The 17,212-nt window shown below is 72.4% G+C and carries 13 protein-coding genes; 6 read left to right on the top strand and 7 right to left on the bottom strand.

Translation table 11 applies throughout. The annotated features are described in order from the left end of the window. Nucleotides 1-50 precede the first annotated feature (50 nt). From FHU34_RS22130 to FHU34_RS22115, 4 genes are all read right to left on the bottom strand, one after another. A complete protein-coding gene (locus FHU34_RS22130; RefSeq protein ID WP_145783575.1) occupies nt 51-2,639 on the bottom strand; it encodes a cation-translocating P-type ATPase in 2,589 nt (862 codons plus the stop codon). A gap of 302 nt (nt 2,640-2,941) precedes the next feature. Continuing rightward, nucleotides 2,942-3,727 (bottom strand): pyruvate formate-lyase-activating protein, encoded by a 786-nt coding sequence (gene pflA, locus FHU34_RS22125; protein ID WP_145783572.1) that lies wholly within the window; start codon nt 3,725-3,727, stop codon nt 2,942-2,944. After that, the gene (gene pflB / locus FHU34_RS22120) at nt 3,724-6,015 is read right to left on the bottom strand and encodes a formate C-acetyltransferase (RefSeq protein WP_145783570.1); all 2,292 of its coding nucleotides are present in this window, start codon (nt 6,013-6,015) and stop codon (nt 3,724-3,726) included. Before pflB ends, pflA begins: the two co-directional genes overlap by 4 nt. Then, nucleotides 6,012-7,022 carry a zinc-dependent alcohol dehydrogenase gene (locus tag FHU34_RS22115; RefSeq protein WP_145783568.1) on the bottom strand — a complete coding sequence of 337 codons (1,011 nt, stop codon included), beginning with the start codon at nt 7,020-7,022 and terminating at the stop codon, nt 6,012-6,014. The genes pflB and FHU34_RS22115 overlap by 4 nt, the downstream gene beginning before the upstream one ends. 154 nt (nt 7,023-7,176) lie before the next feature. Here FHU34_RS22115 and FHU34_RS22110 point away from each other — a divergent pair, with 154 nt between their 5' ends. Together FHU34_RS22110 and FHU34_RS22105 are read left to right on the top strand one after the other, a co-directional pair. Then, a complete protein-coding gene (locus FHU34_RS22110; protein WP_244311794.1) occupies nt 7,177-7,680 on the top strand; it encodes an ArsR/SmtB family transcription factor in 504 nt (167 codons plus the stop codon). A gap of 49 nt (nt 7,681-7,729) precedes the next feature. Then, nucleotides 7,730-9,205, top strand: a complete 1,476-nt coding sequence (locus tag FHU34_RS22105; RefSeq protein WP_145783566.1) for a serine hydrolase domain-containing protein — start codon at nt 7,730-7,732, stop codon at nt 9,203-9,205. 46 nt (nt 9,206-9,251) lie between these two features. Here the strand turns inward: FHU34_RS22105 and FHU34_RS22100 are convergent, their stop codons facing one another. Further along, nucleotides 9,252-9,704: a hypothetical protein gene (locus FHU34_RS22100; RefSeq protein WP_145783564.1), complete on the bottom strand. Its 453-nt coding sequence runs from the start codon at nt 9,702-9,704 to the stop codon at nt 9,252-9,254. 11 nt (nt 9,705-9,715) lie between these two features. Beyond that, nucleotides 9,716-12,376, bottom strand: a complete 2,661-nt coding sequence (gene ppdK / locus FHU34_RS22095; protein ID WP_145783562.1) for a pyruvate, phosphate dikinase — start codon at nt 12,374-12,376, stop codon at nt 9,716-9,718. 143 nt (nt 12,377-12,519) lie between these two features. Between ppdK and FHU34_RS22090 the strand changes: the two genes are divergently transcribed. The 3 genes from FHU34_RS22090 to FHU34_RS22080 all read left to right on the top strand — a co-directional run bounded on the left by FHU34_RS22090 (nt 12,520) and on the right by FHU34_RS22080 (nt 15,220). Next, complete coding sequence (locus FHU34_RS22090; protein WP_145783560.1) at nt 12,520-13,020, top strand: GNAT family N-acetyltransferase; 501 nt, start codon at nt 12,520-12,522, stop codon at nt 13,018-13,020. Nucleotides 13,021-13,029: 9 nt separating this feature from the next. After that, nucleotides 13,030-13,671 carry a YgjV family protein gene (locus FHU34_RS22085; protein ID WP_145783558.1) on the top strand — a complete coding sequence of 214 codons (642 nt, stop codon included), beginning with the start codon at nt 13,030-13,032 and terminating at the stop codon, nt 13,669-13,671. A gap of 217 nt (nt 13,672-13,888) precedes the next feature. Continuing rightward, nucleotides 13,889-15,220, top strand: a complete 1,332-nt coding sequence (locus FHU34_RS22080; protein ID WP_145783556.1) for a hemolysin family protein — start codon at nt 13,889-13,891, stop codon at nt 15,218-15,220. Nucleotides 15,221-15,241: 21 nt separating this feature from the next. On the opposite strand, the gene FHU34_RS22075 is transcribed toward FHU34_RS22080, so the two are convergent. Beyond that, the gene (locus FHU34_RS22075; protein WP_208745196.1) at nt 15,242-15,649 is read right to left on the bottom strand and encodes a PaaI family thioesterase; all 408 of its coding nucleotides are present in this window, start codon (nt 15,647-15,649) and stop codon (nt 15,242-15,244) included. 82 nt (nt 15,650-15,731) lie between these two features. Here FHU34_RS22075 and tyrS point away from each other — a divergent pair, with 82 nt between their 5' ends. Then, the gene (gene tyrS / locus FHU34_RS22070) at nt 15,732-17,024 is read left to right on the top strand and encodes a tyrosine--tRNA ligase (RefSeq protein ID WP_145783554.1); all 1,293 of its coding nucleotides are present in this window, start codon (nt 15,732-15,734) and stop codon (nt 17,022-17,024) included. Nucleotides 17,025-17,212 lie beyond the last annotated feature (188 nt).

Here is a 17,212-nt window from a genome sequence, read left to right as displayed (position 1 = left end):
GTCCCGGCGGTCAGGGGCGTACGGCAAGGGGTCGGGGGCCGTTGGTCCCGTCACTCGTCACGCCCCGTCAGCGTCCCGGCGGGACGCCGCCAGCGACGGGCCAGCCGCAGCGCCAGCCCGGGCACGACGCTGACCGCCGCGCAGGCCAGCATCACGCTCGGCCCCAGCGGGTCGGTGCCGAGCAACTCCCGCAGCGGAGCGAACAGCACTCCACCGACCTGGAGTAGCGCCGACGTCGCCACCGCGACGAGGAGGCCGGGGTTGCGGTGTCGGGCTCCGGGCAGCCGGGGCGCTCGGACCGCCAGCGCCACCCCGAGCTGGGCGAGCCCGAGCACCACGAAGACCACCGACTGCCACGGCAGGCCCTGATGTGCGGCGAACACGCCGGCGCCGAGCACCACGGCGGCGATCAGCGAGCCGGTGACCAGGACGTCCCGACCCAGCCCGGCGCCGAGCACCGACTCCTGGGGCGAGCGCGGCGGGCGGCGCAGGGTCCCGGGTTCGGCCGGCTCGGCGCCGAGCGCCACGCCGGGCACCCCGTGGGTCAGCAGGTTGACCCAGAGGATCTGGGCGGGCAGCAGCGGTACGGCCAACCCGAACAGGGGGCCGGTCAGCATCACCATGATCTCCGCCACCCCACCGGCGAGGGCGTACCGCAGGAACCGGCGGATGTTGTCGTAGATCCGGCGGCCCTCGCCGATCGCGGTGGCCACGGTGGACAGCTCGTCGTCGACCAGAACCAGGTCAGCGGCCTGCCGGGCGACCTCGGTGCCACTACCCATGGCCACCCCGATGTCGGCGCGTCGAAGCGCCGGTGCGTCGTTCACCCCGTCACCGGTCATCGCCACCACCTCGCCATGGGCTTGCAGGCCGGCGATGATGTCGAGCTTCTGTTCCGGCTGGGTCCGGGCGAAGACCCGCGTGTCCGGGTGCGCCGTCTGGTCGTCGTCGCCGCTGGCGAGGGGGTCGCCCACGCGCCAGAGGCCGAGCTGACCACCGATCGCCGCGGCCGTGGCCGGGTGGTCTCCGGTGATCAGCAGCAGCCGTACGCCGGCGGTGTCGAAGCTGTCGGCGATCTCCGGGGCGCCGACGCGCAGCGGGTCACCGACGGCGACCAGCCCCACCGGACGCAGCCCGGTGGGTGCGGCGAGGTTGGGTATCCGGTCCACCAGGGCGGCCGCGACGGCGAGCACCCGTAACCCTTCGGCCGCCAGCCGCCGCGCCGTGGCGGTCAGTTCGTCGATCTCCTCGGCGGTCGCGTCGACCAGCGGGGCGCCGAGGATGCTCTCGGGTGCACCTTTGCAGACCACCAGGTAACGCTGGTCGCAGGAGCGGTGCACCGTGATCATCCGGCGTTGCGCCTGGTCGAAGGGGTGCTCAGCGACCCGGGGCCAGGCGGCGCGGGTCGTCTGCGGGTCGAGGCCGCACCGGGCCGCGAAGGCGACCAGCGCCGCTTCCAGGGGGTCACCGACCGCAGCCCAGTCGGGTCGCTCGTCGTCCGGCGGCGACAGGGCGGCGTCGTTGCAGAGCAGCCCGGCACGCGCCAGTCGGCGCAGCCCTTCCGGTACGGCCACCACCGCGCCGTCCCGGTGCACCGTGCCGTACGGGGCGTACCCGGTGCCGGTGACTCCATATCGGGCACCGTCGGCAGTGACCACCTGCTGCACCGCCATCCGCCCCTCGGTCAGGGTGCCGGTCTTGTCGGAGGCGATCACCGTCACCGAGCCGAGTGTCTCGACCGCGTGCAGTTGGCGCGGGATGGCGTGCGCGGCGGCCATCCGGCGGGCGCCGAGCGCGAGGGCCAGGGTCACCACGGCCGGCAGCGACTCGGGCACCGCCGCGACCACCAGGCTCACCGCGGTGATCGCCATGTCCACCACTGGCCGGCCACCGATCACGCCGATGGCGAACACCAGCCCGGACAGGGCCACCGCGACCAACCCGAGCACCCGGCCCAGGGCGGAGAGCCGGCGCTGCAGTGGTGTGGTGGTGGGACGGGTGCCGGCCACCAGCGCGCTGATCCGGCCCAGGGCGCTCACTGCTCCCGTGCGGAGCACGGTGCCGGCTGCCCGTCCGGTGGTGACGACGGTCCCGGCCAGCGCCTCCTCGCCCGGGGTACGCCCCACTGTCACCGACTCACCGGTCAGCGCGGACTCGTCCAGGTGCAGCCGGTTCGCCTCGATCAGCAGCAGGTCGGCCGGGACGATGTCGCCGGCCTCGACGCGGACCAGATCGCCGGGGACCAGGTCGGCAGCGGGCACCGCCAGTTCCCGGCCGTCGCGCACGACCCGGGCGGCGGGCGCGGCGAGCCGGTCCAGCGCGGCGATCGCGCGGTCGGCGCGTACCTCCTGCACCACCCCGATGACGGTGTTCACCAGCACGACCAGGACGATCACCGAAGTGTCCGGGTAGTCGCCGAGCACCGTGGTGACGGCCGCCGCAGCAAGCAGAAGTGCCACCAGCGGGTCGGTGAGCTGATTCAGGATCCGTACGGCCAGGTGTTGGCGGGGTGGCGGGATGACCGTGTTGGGGCCGGTGGCGCGCAGCCGGGCGGCGGCCTCGGCCGCGCCGAGCCCGACCGGCACGGCCAGGTCGACGGGGTCCTCCAGGATCCCGCCTCGTCCTCCGGTCGTCGTCACCCGTGACCTCCCCGTGCTGCGCGGCGCGTCGCCCGCACGCCGTCCCGTTCTCACGATGGGGCTGTGCGACCGCGCCGGGCAGAGGCGTTGCGCCCGTGCGGCCCGGGACCAACGGCCCTCGCGCCGCGTACCCGGGAGAGGTCGGATGGGGCCAGGGCCGGCGACGGCCGCGACGGAGGGACGGCACCGTGACCCCGTTGGACATGCTCCGGGAGCATCCCTTCCTGACCGGCTTGCCGCCAGGTTGCCGGCCGAGGCTCACCGGGTACGCCCGACCGTCATTAGCCGCTGCGGCTGCCGGCTCAGAAGACGGCCAGCCCGCGTTCGGCGAACTGACCGCGGACCCGGGCCAGCAACTCGGGGTCGGGCGGCTCGGTGTCGGCCAGCGGGAACGTGAGGCCAAGTTCGGCGTACTTGTGCGCGCCGAGCCGGTGGAAGGGCAGCACGTCGACCCGCTGCACGGAGGCCAGACCGGCGGCGAAGTCGGCGACGCCCGCCACGTTGTCCACCGCGTCGGTCAGGCCGGGCACCAGCACGAACCGGATCCAGATCGGTGTGCCCCGCTGCGCCAGGCGGCGGCCGAAGCGCAGGGTCGGGCTCACCGACCCGGTCCGGGTGACCCGCCGGTACGTCGCGGGGTTCCACGACTTCACGTCCAGCAGCACCAGGTCGGTGGCGTCGAGCAGGTCGTCGTCGGCGCGTACCCCGAGGAAGCCGGACGTGTCCAGAGCGGTGTGCAGACCGAGGTCGTGGCAACGGCGCAGCACCTCGCGGGTGAACCAGGGTTGTAGCAGCGGCTCGCCACCGCTGAGCGTCACCCCGCCGCCGGCGATGCCGATGAACCGCCGGTACCGTTCGATCTCCGCCATCAGCTCGTCCACAGTGCAGGTTCGACCACTGCGCCGGTACCAGGTGTCCGGGCTGTGGCAGTAGCGGCAGCGCAGTGGGCAGCCGGCGAGAAACGCCACGAAGCGGACCGCCGGCCCGTCCACCCCCACGGAGATGTCCCACGAGTGCACGTACCCGACGGTCGGGGCGTCGGTCCGCCCGGGCCGACGCCCGGGCGGCGGCGCCGGCCGCGTCGTCACAGCGACCCGTGGAAGGTACGCGACACCACGTCGCGTTGCTGCTCGGGCGTGAGCCGGACGAAGTTCACCGCGTACCCGGAGACCCGCACGGTCAGCTGCGGGTAGCGCTCCGGGTGCGCCATCGCGTCGACGAGGGTGGCCCGGTCCAGGACGTTGACGTTGAGGTGGAACCCACCAGCGTCGGTATACCCGTCGAGCACCCCGGCCAGGTTGTCGATGCGCTCCTGGCGGGTTCGCCCCAACCCGTCGGGGGTGACCGTTCCGGTCAGCGAGATCCCGTCGCGGGCGGCGTCGTACGGCAGCCTCGCCACCGACAGCGCCGCCGCGACCAAGCCGTGGTTGTCGCGCCCGTTCATCGGATTCGCCCCGGGGGCGAAGGGCTCGCCCGCGCGCCGGCCGTCCGGGGTGTTGCCGGTGTGCTTGCCGTACACCACGTTCGAGGTGATGGTGAGCACCGACATGGTCAGCTCGGCGTCGCGGTAGGTGCGCTGCCGGCGCAACTTCGCCGCGAACGCCTCGGTCAGCCACACGGCGATGGAGTCGGCCCGGTCGTCGTTGTTGCCGTAGGTGGGGGGCGCACCCTCCACGACGTAGTCGACCGCGAGGCCGCTGGCGTCCCGCAGCACCGTCACCCGGCCGTAGCGGATCGCGGCGAGGCTGTCCACCGCCACCGACAGGCCGGCGATGCCGGTGGCCATGAACCGGCGCACCGGGTGGTCGTGCAACGCCATCTCCAGCCGTTCGTAGGCGTACCGGTCGTGCTGGTGGTGGATCACGTTCAGGGCGTCGACGTACGTCTCGGCGAGCCAGTCCAGCGTCCGGTCGTACGCGGCCAGCACGGTGTCGTAGTCGAGGACCTCGCCGTCCACCGGTGGTGTCGCCGGGGCGACCTGTTCGCCGCTCAGCTCGTCGCGACCGCCGTTGATCGCGTAGAGCAGCGCCTTCGCCAGGTTCGCCCGCGCCCCGAAGAACTGCATGTCCCGGCCGACCCGCAGTGCGGACACGCAGCAGGCGATGGCGGTGTCGTCGTCGTACGCCGGGCGGATCAGCTCGTCGTTCTCGTACTGGATGGCGCTGGTGTCCAGCGAAACCTGAGCGCAGAACCGCTTGAACCCGTCGGGTAGCCGCGGCGACCAGAGCACTGTCAGGTTGGGCTCCGGGGCCGGACCGAGGTTGTAGAGGGTCTGTAGGTAGCGGAAGCTGGTGCGGGTCACCAGCGGCCGGCCGTCGACGCCCATCCCGCCGAGCGACTCGGTGACCCAGGTGGGGTCACCGGAGAAGAGTTCGTCGTACTCCGGGGTGCGCAGGAACCGGATGATTCGCAGCTTGATCACGAAGTCGTCGATCAGCTCCTGCGCGTCCATCTCGGTCAGCCGCCCCTCGGCGAGGTCGCGCCGCAGGTAGACGTCGAGGAACGTGGCGGTGCGCCCGAGCGACATCGCCGCGCCGTTCTGTTCCTTGGTGGCGGCGAGGTACGCGAAGTACAACCACTGGATGGCCTCTTGGCCGGTCGTGGCCGGCCCGGAGATGTCGTAGCCGTAGCTCGCGGCCATCCGCTTCAGTTCGTCCAGAGCTCGGAGTTGCTCGGCCAACTCGTCCCGGTCGCGGATCACGTCGTCGGTCGACGGCCGGTCGTCGAGGGCCTCCCGGACCGTCCGGCGCTCGGCGATCAGCCGGTCCACGCCATACAACGCGACCCGGCGGTAGTCGCCGATGATCCTTCCGCGCCCGTACGCGTCGGGCAGCCCGGTGATGATGTGCGAGCGCCGCGCGGCCAGCACGTCGGCCGGGTACGCGTCGAAGACCGCGTCGTTGTGCGTCTTCCGGTAGTTGGTGAAGATCTGGTGCACCGTCGGGTCGGGTTGGTACCCGTACACCCGCAGTGCGGTCTCCACCATCCGCAGGCCGCCGGTCGGCATGATGGCGCGGCGCAGTGGCGCGTCGGTCTGCAGGCCGACGATGAGTTCCTTGTCCCGGTCGATCCAGCCGGGGGCGTGCGCGGTGATCGTCGACGGGGTGGCGGTGTCGATGTCGAGGACACCGCGTCGGCGTTCCTCGACGAAGAGCTTCGCCAGCGCGCCCCAGACCTCGAGGGTGCGGCAGGTCGGACCGGTGAGGAAGCTGCCGTCGCCGGTGTACGGCTCGTGGTTGACCCGGATGAAGTCGGCGACGTCGATCGTGTCCTGCCACGTGCCGTGGGTGAACCCCCGCCAGGGTGCGCGGGGGGCGGTGCCGAGCGCGGCCGCTCCCGCCCGGGCGCTCGGGGGTGACGATCGGAGGGCGGTCATGGCTGGAGAACCAGACGGGCGGCGACCCGGCCGGCGAGGACGTCCTCGACCGCCGTGTTGATGTCGTCGAGCTTGCGGATCTCGTAGGCGACCCGGGTCCGCCCGGCGGCGTGCAGCCGGAACACCTCGGCGAGGTCGGCGCGGGTGCCGACGATCGAGCCGACCACCGTGATCCCCTTGAGCACCGTCTCGAAGACCGGCAGGGCGATCGTGTTCTCCTTGGGCAGGGACACCAGCACGAGCCGCCCGCCGCGACGCAGGCACCGGTGCGCCTGCTCGATCACCGTGGGGTTCGCGGCGAGGACGATCGCCACGTCGGCTCCACCGAGGCGGGTGATCGCGTCGACCGGGTCGACCTGGACGGCGTTCACGGTGTGCGCGGCGCCGAGCGCGGTAGCCAGGGCGAGCTTCTCGGCGGTGACGTCGACGGCGATGGTCTCGCCGCCGAAGAGTTGCGCGTACTGCTGCGCCAGGTGGCCGAGCCCGCCGATGCCGAAGATCGCCACCCGGTCGCCGGGGCGTACCCCGGCCACCTTCACGGCCTTGTACGTGGTGACTCCGGCGCAGGTCAACGGTGCCGCCTCGAACGGGTCGACACCGTCGGGTACGCGTACCGCGTAACGGGCGGCGGTCACGGCGTACTCCGCGTGCGCGCCGTCGATGCTGTAGCCGGTGTTGCGCTGCGACTCGCAGAGGGTCTCCCAGCCGGTCACGCAGTAGGAGCAGGTGCCGCAGGCCCAGCCGAGCCAGGGCAGGGCCACCCGGTCGCCGACGGCGTGTTCGGTGACGCCGGGGCCGATCCGCTCGACGATGCCGACGCCCTCGTGGCCGGGCACGACCGGCGGGTTCGGCCGGACCGGCCAGTCGCCACGGGCGGCGTGGATGTCGGTGTGGCACAGCCCGCTCGCCTCGATCCGGACCAGCATCTCGCCGGGGCCGGGTTCTGGCACGGGCAGGTCGCGCATCTCCAGTGGACGGTCGAACGCGGTGACGACTGTTGCGCGCATCGGGGACCTCCTGGGTCGTTTCTCCGCTTCCGGGACCAGCCTGGGCCGCGGTGCCGGAGCGGGGCAGGGGCACGAGACCGCGACCGGCCGGGACCAAAGTCACGGATGTCGCTCTCGTCTTGCACGGAAGTACGTAACTTCGTAATATCGACGTATGAGCACGATGGAGGAGCGGCTTGCCGCACTGGAGGCGCAGGTCGCCACCCTGACCGAGCGGATGACGGTCGCACCGCCGACGCCGCCCGCTCCCGAGGGCGCCTTCTGGGCGCTCGACGGCCTCAAGCAACGACTGCCGGCCGATGGCACAGGCGCGGTCCTCTACACCGGCACCGTCCGCGTCGCCGACCAGCACTACGACTGGCAGTACGGCCGCACCGTCGACGACCTGCTCGCCGCCGACTGGACGGAGCTGGCCGGCACCCTCTCCGCGTTGGCCCATCCGGTGCGGCTGCGCCTGCTGCGGGAGGTCCTCGGCGGTCGGCAGAGCACCAGCGAGCTGGCCGAGATCGAGGAGTTGGGCACCACCGGCCAACTGCACCACCACCTGCGCCAGATCACCGCCGCCGGCTGGCTGCGCAGCGCCGGCCGAGGACGGTACGCGGTCCCGGCCGAACGCGTGGTGCCGCTGCTGGCCATCCTCACCGCCGCCGGCCGTTGACCAGACGCGGCTCGGCCGCGCATCCGACCACCCCCACGGAGGAACGACCATGCGCCGAACGACCGTTACCGCCCTCGTCGTCGCGCTGATCGCCGGCCTGGTCGGGGTGGCGCTGATGCCCCGGGCGCCCCGACTGGGCACGCAGACCAGTGGCGATCGCGACCTGGCCGCAGCCGCACGGTCGGCAGTGCCCGATCCGTCGGGGCACCGTGGGCTCGCCGTCGCCCTGGTGGAGAACGGCCGGATCCGCACCGCTGGCCTGGGCCACCGTGATCCCGCCGGTCGGCCCGTCGAGCCCGGCACCCCGTTCGAGATCGGCTCGGTCACCAAGGCGCTCACCGGCATGCTCCTCGCCGACCAGGCCGCCGCCGGTGTCGTCGGCCCCGACGACCGGCTCGGCGCCACCTGGCCCGAGGTCACCGGCCCCGCCCGCGACGTCACGCTCGCCGAACTCGCCAGCCACCGTGCCGGTCTGCCCCGGCTGGCCCTCGGCTCCCCGCTGGCCTGGGCACGCGTGCTGTTGTCCAATCTCTCCGGCGGAAACCCCTACGCCGGGCAGGACGTCGACACCATCCGCAGCGCCACCGAACGGGTCAGCACCGACGACGACGAGCGCGGCGAGGTCCACTACTCCAACTTCGGGCCATCCGTGCTTGGTCACGCGCTTGCCGCGAAGGCCGGCCTCGCGTACCCCGAGCTGCTGCACGACCGGCTGCTACGGCCGCTCGGCATGACGGCCACCAGCGTCGCCACCCGCGCCGACGACCTGCCGGCCGAACGCGCCCACGGCAGTCGGGCCGCCGGGAGGCTGCTCGACCCGTGGACGGGCGCCGGGTACGCCCCGGCCGGCACCGGCGCCTGGTCCACGGCGGAGGATCTGGCCCGGTTGGCCGCGGCGACCCTCGCGGGCACCGCGCCGGGCGCCGACGCAGCGACCGCCCGCTTCCGCGAGGACGGCGACACCCGCATCGGGTACGGTTGGTTCACCACCCGGCACGGTGACCGCGAGGTGGTGTGGCACAACGGCGCGACCAGCGGATTCCGGTCCTACGTCGGCTTCGAACGCGCCACCGGCAGAGCGGTCGTGGTGCTCGGCAACACCGACAAGGGTGTTGAACCGATCGGTCTGCGGCTGCTCGGAGTGCCGCAGGAGGAGGCCGAGGCGGCCGCCCCGGTTGTCCCGGTCTGGATCGGTATCGGTCTCGCGGTGGCCTTCACCTTTCTCGGCGGCCTGTCGCTGCTGGGCACCGCCCGCCGCCGCGAACTGGACCGGGTGACGCTGCTGGCGGCGACGGTGTGGGGGGTGGCTTACCTCGCCTTGGGGCACCGGATGGGGGACTGGTCGGTGGTGCCGGCCTGGCTGTGGCCGGTCGGGGCCGGCCTGTCCGCGGTGGGGATCGCCCAGGCGGCGGCCCGGTGGCGTGCTCTGCCGACTGTCGACGCGAAGGTGCCGTGGCGTCGCGTGTTGTCGGTGGCGAGTTCCCTGGTGGCTGCCGCGCTGGCCGTCGCGGCCGTCGTCGCCTGAGCTGAGCGCCTGCCGGGGTCGCAGACCGACCCCGGCAGCTTCGCGCTCAGCGTTCGACGACCAGCCGGTGGGCTCGCAGTGCCCGCGCCCACCAGGGACGCGGTGTCGTCGGGCGCAGCGCCGGCGTGCGTACGCCGCGCAGGCTGACCCAGCCGCCCGGCCCCATCGTCACCGCGCCGATCGCCGGCGGCTTGCGCCGACCCACCACCGCCACGGCGGCGGTGAGCACGGCGACCGCGAACGCGCCGGTCGCCGCGGCGAGCAGCCGGTCCGGGTCGGTCACCGGCCGGTACCGGACCCGTCCGCCGGAGAGGACGTACGCTCCGATCGCCCGGCCGTCGCGGACCACCGGCACCAGCGCGGACTCCGGCGTGCCCGGCAGTTCCAGCACCGGGCCCACCGGTCCCACACTGACCGGCGCGGCCACCGGCTCGGGCGTCCGCCGGGTCGGGGGTGGGCTCAGCGGTGCGGCGCCGGTGGGGTTGAGGATCGCGGTCATGGCGCTGCCTCCTATCGGGAGTCGGACGTGCCGGTGGTGGCGTCGACGGCGGCCCGTCCGGCGGCCAACCGGGCGATCGGCACCCGATACGGCGAGCAGGAGACGTAGTCCACGCCGGCGTCCGCGAAGAACGCGATCGAGTCGGGGTCTCCGCCGTGTTCGCCGCACACCCCGATGGTGAGTTTCGGTTGGGCCGCCCGACCCTCGGCGACGGCCAGCCGGACCAGGCGGCCCACGCCGACAGGATCGATGCGCTCGAAAGGAGACAGCTCAAGGATCCCCCGCTCCAGGTAGGCGTCGAAGAACGAGCCCTCCACGTCGTCGCGGGAGAACGCCCACACGGTCTGGGTCAGGTCGTTGGTGCCGAACGAGAAGAAGTGCGCCGCGCCGGCGATCTCCCCGGCGGTCAGCGCCGCCCTCGGCACCTCGATCATCGTGCCGAGGAGGATCTCCGGCGCGTCCGGCACCCCGGCGAGGACCGGTTCGATCTCGGCGCGCACCGCGCGGAGTTCCCGCACATCGCCGACCAACGGCACCATGATCTCCGGGCGCGGGTCACCGCCGTCGCGTCTCCGCTGCGCCGCGGCCTCGGCGATCGCCCTGACCTGCATCGCGAACAGTCCCGGTATCATCAGCCCGAGCCGCACCCCGCGCAGCCCGAGCATCGGGTTGGCCTCGTGCATCCGGCGTACGGCCCGCAGCAGCCTGCCGTCACGGCCCGGATCCTCGCCGCGCGCCTCGGCGCGGGCCACCCGCGCGGTCAGCTCGTGCAGCGGTGGCAGGAACTCGTGCAGTGGCGGGTCAATGAGGCGGATGGTCACCGGCAGCCCGTCCATCGCGGTCAGGATCTCCACGAAGTCGGCCCGCTGCAACGGCAGCAACGCGTCCAGCGCCGCGGTCACCTCATCCGGGCCCTCGGCCAGGATCAGCCGCTCCACCAGCTCCCGACGCGCCCCGAGAAACATGTGCTCGGTGCGGCACAGCCCGATGCCGGTGGCACCGAGGCGTCGGGCCAGCCGGGCGTCCGCCCCGGAGTCCGCATTGGCGCGTACGCCCAGCCGGCGCACCGCGTCGGCGTGCCCGAGTAGCCGGTGCACCGCCACGACCAGCGGGTCGGCCTCTGGCGCCAGCTCACCCGCGAGGTAGCGGGCGACCGGCGAGGGCCGAACCGGCAACTCGCCGGGGTAGACCTTTCCGGTCATCCCGTCGATCGAGACCACCTCACCGGCCCGGACGACCCGGTCGCCGACGGTGAATTCGCCGCGCTCGGCGTCGATGCGCAGCGCGTCCGCCCCGCAGACGCAGGTACGCCCCATGCCCCGAGCCACCACGGCGGCGTGTGAGGTCTTGCCGCCGCGCGACGTGAGCACACCGGCCGAGGCGATCATGCCGGGTAGGTCGTCCGGGTTGGTCTCCCGGCGGACCAGGATCACCGGTCCGTCCGCCGCCTCGGCGGCTGCGGAGTCGAAGACGACGCGCCCCACCGCGGCGCCGGGGGAGGCGCCGAGGCCGACGGCGAGCGGTCGCGGCGCGCCGGCCAGGTCGAACGCGGGGAACATCAGCTGGGCCAGCTGAGCGCCGGTGACCCGGTGCAGCGCCTCGTCCAGCGTGATTAGCCCCTCGTCGACCAGCTGCGCGGCGATCACGAACGCGGCCGCCGCCGTCCGCTTGCCCACCCGGGTCTGCAGCATCCAGAGCCGCCCCCGCTCGATGGTGAACTCGATGTCGCACAGGTCCCGGTAGTGCCGCTCCAACGTCGCCATGATTTCGAGCAGCCGGCGGTAACTCACCGGGTCGATGCGCGCCAGCTCGGGCAGGCCGACCGTGTTGCGGATGCCTGCCACCACGTCCTCACCCTGGGCGTTGGCGAGGTAGTCGCCGTAGACGCCGGGCGCGCCGCTGGCCGGGTCACGGGTGAACGCCACACCGGTGCCGGAGTTCGGGCCGAGGTTGCCGAAGACCATCGCCATGATGTTGACCGCCGTACCCAGGTCGTCCGGGATGTGCTCCTGGTGGCGGTACAACCGTGCCCGCTGGGAGTTCCACGACTCGAACACCGACCGGATGGCCAGGTAGAGCTGCTCGTGCGGGGCCTGCGGAAACTCGTGCCCCACCTGGGCGGCGAAGATCTTCTTGTACGTCTCCACCAGGTCGCGCAACTGCTCGGCGTTCGGCCCGGCCGGGCCGGCCGTCGCGCGTAGCGCCTCCAACTCCCGCTCGAAATCCTCCGCCGGCAGCCCGTGCACCGTACGACCGAACATCTGGATCAACCGTCGGTACGAGTCCCAGGCGAACCGGGCGTCACCGCTGTGCGCTGCCAGCCCGCCGACCGTGCTGTCGTTGAGCCCGATGTCCAGGACCGTGTCCATCATCCCCGGCATCGAGTACCGGCCACCGGAGCGGACCGCCAGCAGCAGCGGGTCGCGCGGGTCGCCGAGTCGCCGGTCCAGTCGCGCCTCCACATCCCGAAGGTGCGCGTTGACCTCGGCGAAAAGCCCGTCCGGCGGTGCGCCAGTCGCCAGGTACGCCCGGCAGGCGTCGGTGCTGATGGTGAACCCCGGCGGCACCGGCAACCCCAGCCGTGTCATCTCGCTCAGGTTCGCGCCCTTGCCGCCCAGCAGGTCGGCCCTGCCCCGGTCACCCTCGATGAAGTCGTAGACGTACTTGGGCATGGCTCCGGCCTCCCACCTTCGTTTACCGCACGGACCTCTCCATCTGTTGGTACCAATATGTCGAGGGCTGTCGGCAGGGCCGGACGGTACGGTCGGCGGGCCAGAGGTCCCGCACTGTCGCAGCCACTGCGTACCCTCGGCCGATGACTTCCGAAGTGCGGCTCCGCCCGGTCCAGGAAGACGATCTCGTCGAGTTCTTCCTGCACCAACAGGACCCGGAGGCCAACCGGATGGCCGCGTTCGGCCCCAAGGACCCGTCCGACCGTCGGGAGTTCGCCGCACACTGGGCCCGGGTGCTCACCAACCCGGCGAACCTGGTCCGCACCGCCGAGGTCGACGGCGAGGTGGTCGGCTACGTGAGCGCCTGGCCGGCCGAGGGGCAGACCGAGGTCAGCTACTGGATCGACCCGGCGCGCTGGGGTCGGGGCTACGCCACGGCGGCCCTGGCCGCCCTGCTGCGCGAGCTGCCCCGGCCGGTGCACGCCCGCGCCGCAAAGGACAACGCCGCCTCCCTCGCGGTGCTCCGCAAGTGCGGGTTCGCGGTGGTCGGTGAAGACTCGGGGTACGCGAACGGCCGCGGCGAAGACGTCGAGGAGTGGCTGCTGGAGCTGCCCGCCGACGGCCCTGACCTGGGCGGGCACTAGTCTCGCGGCGTGAACTGGTTGGATCTCGTCGGCTGGGCCGGCTCCGCGGTGCTGGTCTGGTCGCTGCTGCAGTCGCGCATCCTGCGGTTGCGGGCGCTCAACCTCGTCGGCTGCTTCGTGCTGATCGGCTACAACGCCGCGATCGAGGTCTGGCCCGGCGTCGGGCTCAACGTCGTGCTCGCGGTGATCAACATCTGGTATCTGCGCGGCATGCTCGCCACCCGGCACGACGAGAAGACCTACCAGGTGGTGGAGGTCGGCGTCGGCGACCAGTTCCTCGCGCACACGCTGCGGGTGCACGCTGCCGACATCGCCCGGTTCAACCCCGGCTTCCACTGGGATCCGAGTGCGGCGGGGTGCTCCGCGTTCCTGGTGGTGACGGCCGACGAGGTGGTCGGGGTGGTGCTGTCGCACGCCGAGGCGCGCGGCGTCGCCCAGATCGACCTGGACTACGTGACCCCGAAGTTCCGCGACTTCACCCCTGGTGAATTCGTCTACCGGCGCAGCCACCTGTTCACCGAACGGGGCTTCCACCGGGTGGTCAGCCCGCCCCGGATGGTCGCCCCCTACTACCACCGGCTCGGATTCCGCCCGGAGGGCGACTCGTACGTCCTCGACCTGCCGACCTCACCGACCCCCGGCCCGGCCTAGCGTCACCGCCGCCCGATTGGCCTAGCGTCACCGACGCCCGGCCGGGCAGCGGCGTCACCGGCGTCCCGGGTGGCACCGATTCGGCGTACCCTCGCTGCGGCAGGATTCGGCCGGCGCGGGACGGGGCAAAGACACGCCTACGCCGGGCGGGCTCACCGACCGGCGGGGCGCCGCGCGTACCGGCCGGTGCCACCACCGGAGAGGGAGCGAACCGGGCGTGCAGAGCTACGGGAGCCAACTGGCCCTGGTCGGAATCCTGGTCGTGATCAACGCGCTCTTCGCCGGCAGCGAGATGGCGTTGGTGTCACTGCGGGACAGCCAGATCCAGCGGTTGGAGCGCACCAGCCGGGCAGGGCGGGTGCTGGCCCGGCTCGCCAAGGACCCGAACCGCTTCCTCGCCACCATCCAGATCGGCATCACCCTCGCCGGTTTCCTGGCCTCCGCCGCCGCGGCGGTCTCGCTGGCCAAACCCCTGGTGCCGCTGCTCGGGGTGTTCGGCGGCGCCGCCGAAACGGTGGCGATCGTGGCGGTCACCCTCGCGCTGACCTTCGTCACCCTGGTCTTCGGGGAGCTGGCGCCCAAGCGGATCGCCATGCAGTCCGCCGAGCGGTGGGCGCTGCTGGTGGCCCGCCCACTCGACCTGCTCGCCAGCCTCACCCGGCCAGCCGTCTGGGCGCTCGGCGCCACCAGCGACGTGGTGGTCCGTTTGGCCGGGCTCAACCCCAAACACGAGCCGGAGGAGATCGGCCCGGACGAGCTGCGGGACATCGTCGCCGGCAACCACGGCTTCACCAAGGAGCAGCGCACCATCATCGCGGGCGCCGTGGAGATCGCCGACCGGCGGTTGCGGGCTGTCCTCGTACCCCGGTTGCAGGTCTTCACGCTCGACAGCGGGACCACGGCGGAGGCCGCGCGGCTCGTGCTGGCCGCCACCGGGCACTCCCGGGCGCCGGTCGTGCGCCACGGCGGCCTGGACGACACGGCCGGCGTGATCCACCTGCGGGACCTGGTGGGAGTGCCCGACGACCGCCCGGTCGACGAAATCGCCCGGCCCCCCATGCTGCTGCCCGACTCGCTACCGGTGGTGGAGGCGCTGCGCCAGTTCAAGGCCGAGCGCCAGCACATCGCGCTGGTCGTGGACGAGCGCGGCGCCGTTGACGGCATCGTGACGCTGGAGGACATCCTGGAGGAGATCGTCGGCGAGATCTACGACGAGACCGACCGGGATGTGCGCTCGGTGCGCCGCGACCCCGACGGTGCGCTCCTGCTGCCCGGCACCTTCCCGGTGCACGACCTCCCGGACATCGGCGTGGAGCTGCCGTCGCGCCCGGCCGGTGACTACACCACAGTCGCCGGGCTGGTGCTGGCCCGGCTCGGGCACATTCCCACCGTCGCCGGGGAGGACGTCACGCTGGACGGTTGGGTGCTGGTGGTGGCCGGCATCGACCACCGGGCGATCACCGAGGTACGGCTCAGCCGCGTACCCGAAGACAGCGACAGCGACGCCGAGCAGACCCCGGAGCCGGTGTTGGACGAGGCCCGGAGCTGAGCCCGACCGGAGGGCCGTAGCTCAGTCGCGTGAGAGGTTCTGCAGCCGCACCTGACCACGGGCGACCAGGCGTTCGTCGGCGTCGGTGATCTCCACCTGCCACAGCTGCTGGCTGCGGCCCCGGTGCACCGGAGTGCCGACGGCGGTCAGTTCCCCGTCGCGGACGGCCCGCAGGAAGTCGGTCTGGTTCGACACCCCGACCACGGTGCCCCGGTCGGCCAGCCAGAGGCCGCCACCCACGCTCGCCGCGGTCTCCACGACCGAGCAGTACACCCCGCCGTGCAGGATGCCGTACGGCTGGTGCAGCTCCGGTCGAACCTGCCAGCTGATGACGACCCGGTCGGGGGACGCCTCCTTGAACGTCAGGCCGAGCAGGGCGACGAGACCACCCGTCACGTCCGGAATCTCCACGGCGAATCCCTCCTCGATCAACTTGGCGCAAGCCTAACCGTGGCGGGTTGCGGCAAACCCGGTACGGGTCGGTGCCGGCGATGGGGGAGAATCGGTGACCGTGACCGACAGTAGCCTCCCGCCGCCCCGGCGGGACTCCCTGACCGACGACCTGCTCTGGCGTGGCCTGATACAGGACTCGACCGGCCTCGACGAGCTGCGCGAGCTGCTCGACGGTGGGAAGTCCGCCACGTACTACGTGGGCTTCGACCCCACCGCGGCGAGCCTGCACGTCGGCTCGCTGATGCAGGTCACCATGGCCCGCCGGCTGCAACTCGCCGGCCACCGCCCGTTGCTGCTGGTCGGCGGGGCGACCGGGCAGATCGGTGACCCGAAGGAGAGCGCCGAGCGGACCCTCAACCCGCCCGACGTGATCGCCGGGTGGGTGGAGCGCATCCGCGACCAGCTGGCCCCCTTCGTGTCGTACACCGGCGAGAACGCGGCCCAGGTCGTCAACAACCTGGACTGGACCGGCGAGATGTCGGTCGTCGAGTTCCTGCGCGACGTGGGCAAGCACTTCCCGGTGAACAAGATGCTCGCGCGGGAGGTGGTACGGGCCCGGCTGGAGACCGGCATCAGCTTCACCGAGTTCAGCTACCAGCTGCTCCAGGCCAACGACTTCTTCGAGCTGCACCGCCGACACGGCTGCCAGCTGCAGTTCGGCGGGTCCGACCAGTGGGGCAACATCACCGCGGGCGTCGACTACGTACGCCGGCGAGGCGCGGGGCCGGTGCAGGCGTTCACGACGCCGCTGGTCACCAAGTCCGACGGCACGAAGTTCGGCAAGACCGAGGGCGGCGCGGTCTGGCTCGACCCGACGATGACCAGCCCGTACGCGTTCTACCAGTTCTGGCTCAACGTCGAGGACCAGGAGGTCGACCGCTACCTGCGGTACTTCAGCTTCCGGAGCCGCGACGAGCTGGAGGAGCTCGCCAAGGCGACCGCCGAACGACCGGCGGCCCGGTTGGCGCAGCGGGCGCTCGCCGAGGAGTTGACCACCCTTGTGCACGGTGCCGACGAGACCCGACAGGCGATCGCCGCCAGCCAGGCGCTCTTCGGCCGCGGCTCGCTGGAGGAGTTGGCACCAGAGACGCTCCGCGCGGCGCTGACGGAGGCCGGGTTGGTGCGGCTCTCCGGTGAGCTGCCGGATGTGGCGGGCCTGTTGCGTGACTCCGGGCTCGTGAACGGCCTCAAGGAGGCTCGCCGGGTGATCGCCGAGGGTGGCGCCTACGTGAACAACAACCGGGTGACCGAGGTGGACGCCGAGGTCTCGCCAGCCGATCTGCTGCACGGGCGGTACCTGGTGCTGCGCCGCGGCAAGCGCTCGTTCGCCGGCGTTGAGCTGGGCGAATAGCCGAGTGTCGACGATGTGACGGGGGACGCGTCCGGCGGATTTGACGATCATCCCGCCGGGCGCGTAACTTTCTCTCTGCCAGCGCGGAACGGGGCAAACGGGACGAAAGTCCTGAGGCCGCGAACCAAGCTGGTGACCGGGTCAAGCAGGGGTTCGCTCCTGTGAGACACGGCCGGGCGGGGCTCGCC

Source organism: Micromonospora taraxaci (assembly GCF_007830095.1).
Classification (GTDB): domain Bacteria; phylum Actinomycetota; class Actinomycetes; order Mycobacteriales; family Micromonosporaceae; genus Micromonospora; species Micromonospora taraxaci.
Note: the sequence above shows the minus strand (reverse complement) of the source record. Positions and strands in the feature narration are given on the sequence as shown.

Coding starts and splice junctions, on each gene's coding strand:
- FHU34_RS22115 (WP_145783568.1), bottom strand. CDS start 7,022: ATGCGCGCAACAGTCGTCACCGCGTTCGACCGTCCACTGGAGATGCGC.
- ppdK (WP_145783562.1), bottom strand. CDS start 12,376: ATGCCCAAGTACGTCTACGACTTCATCGAGGGTGACCGGGGCAGGGCC.
- FHU34_RS22090 (WP_145783560.1), top strand. CDS start 12,520: ATGACTTCCGAAGTGCGGCTCCGCCCGGTCCAGGAAGACGATCTCGTC.
- FHU34_RS22100 (WP_145783564.1), bottom strand. CDS start 9,704: ATGACCGCGATCCTCAACCCCACCGGCGCCGCACCGCTGAGCCCACCC.
- FHU34_RS22105 (WP_145783566.1), top strand. CDS start 7,730: ATGCGCCGAACGACCGTTACCGCCCTCGTCGTCGCGCTGATCGCCGGC.
- pflB (WP_145783570.1), bottom strand. CDS start 6,015: ATGACCGCCCTCCGATCGTCACCCCCGAGCGCCCGGGCGGGAGCGGCC.
- FHU34_RS22110 (WP_244311794.1), top strand. CDS start 7,177: ATGAGCACGATGGAGGAGCGGCTTGCCGCACTGGAGGCGCAGGTCGCC.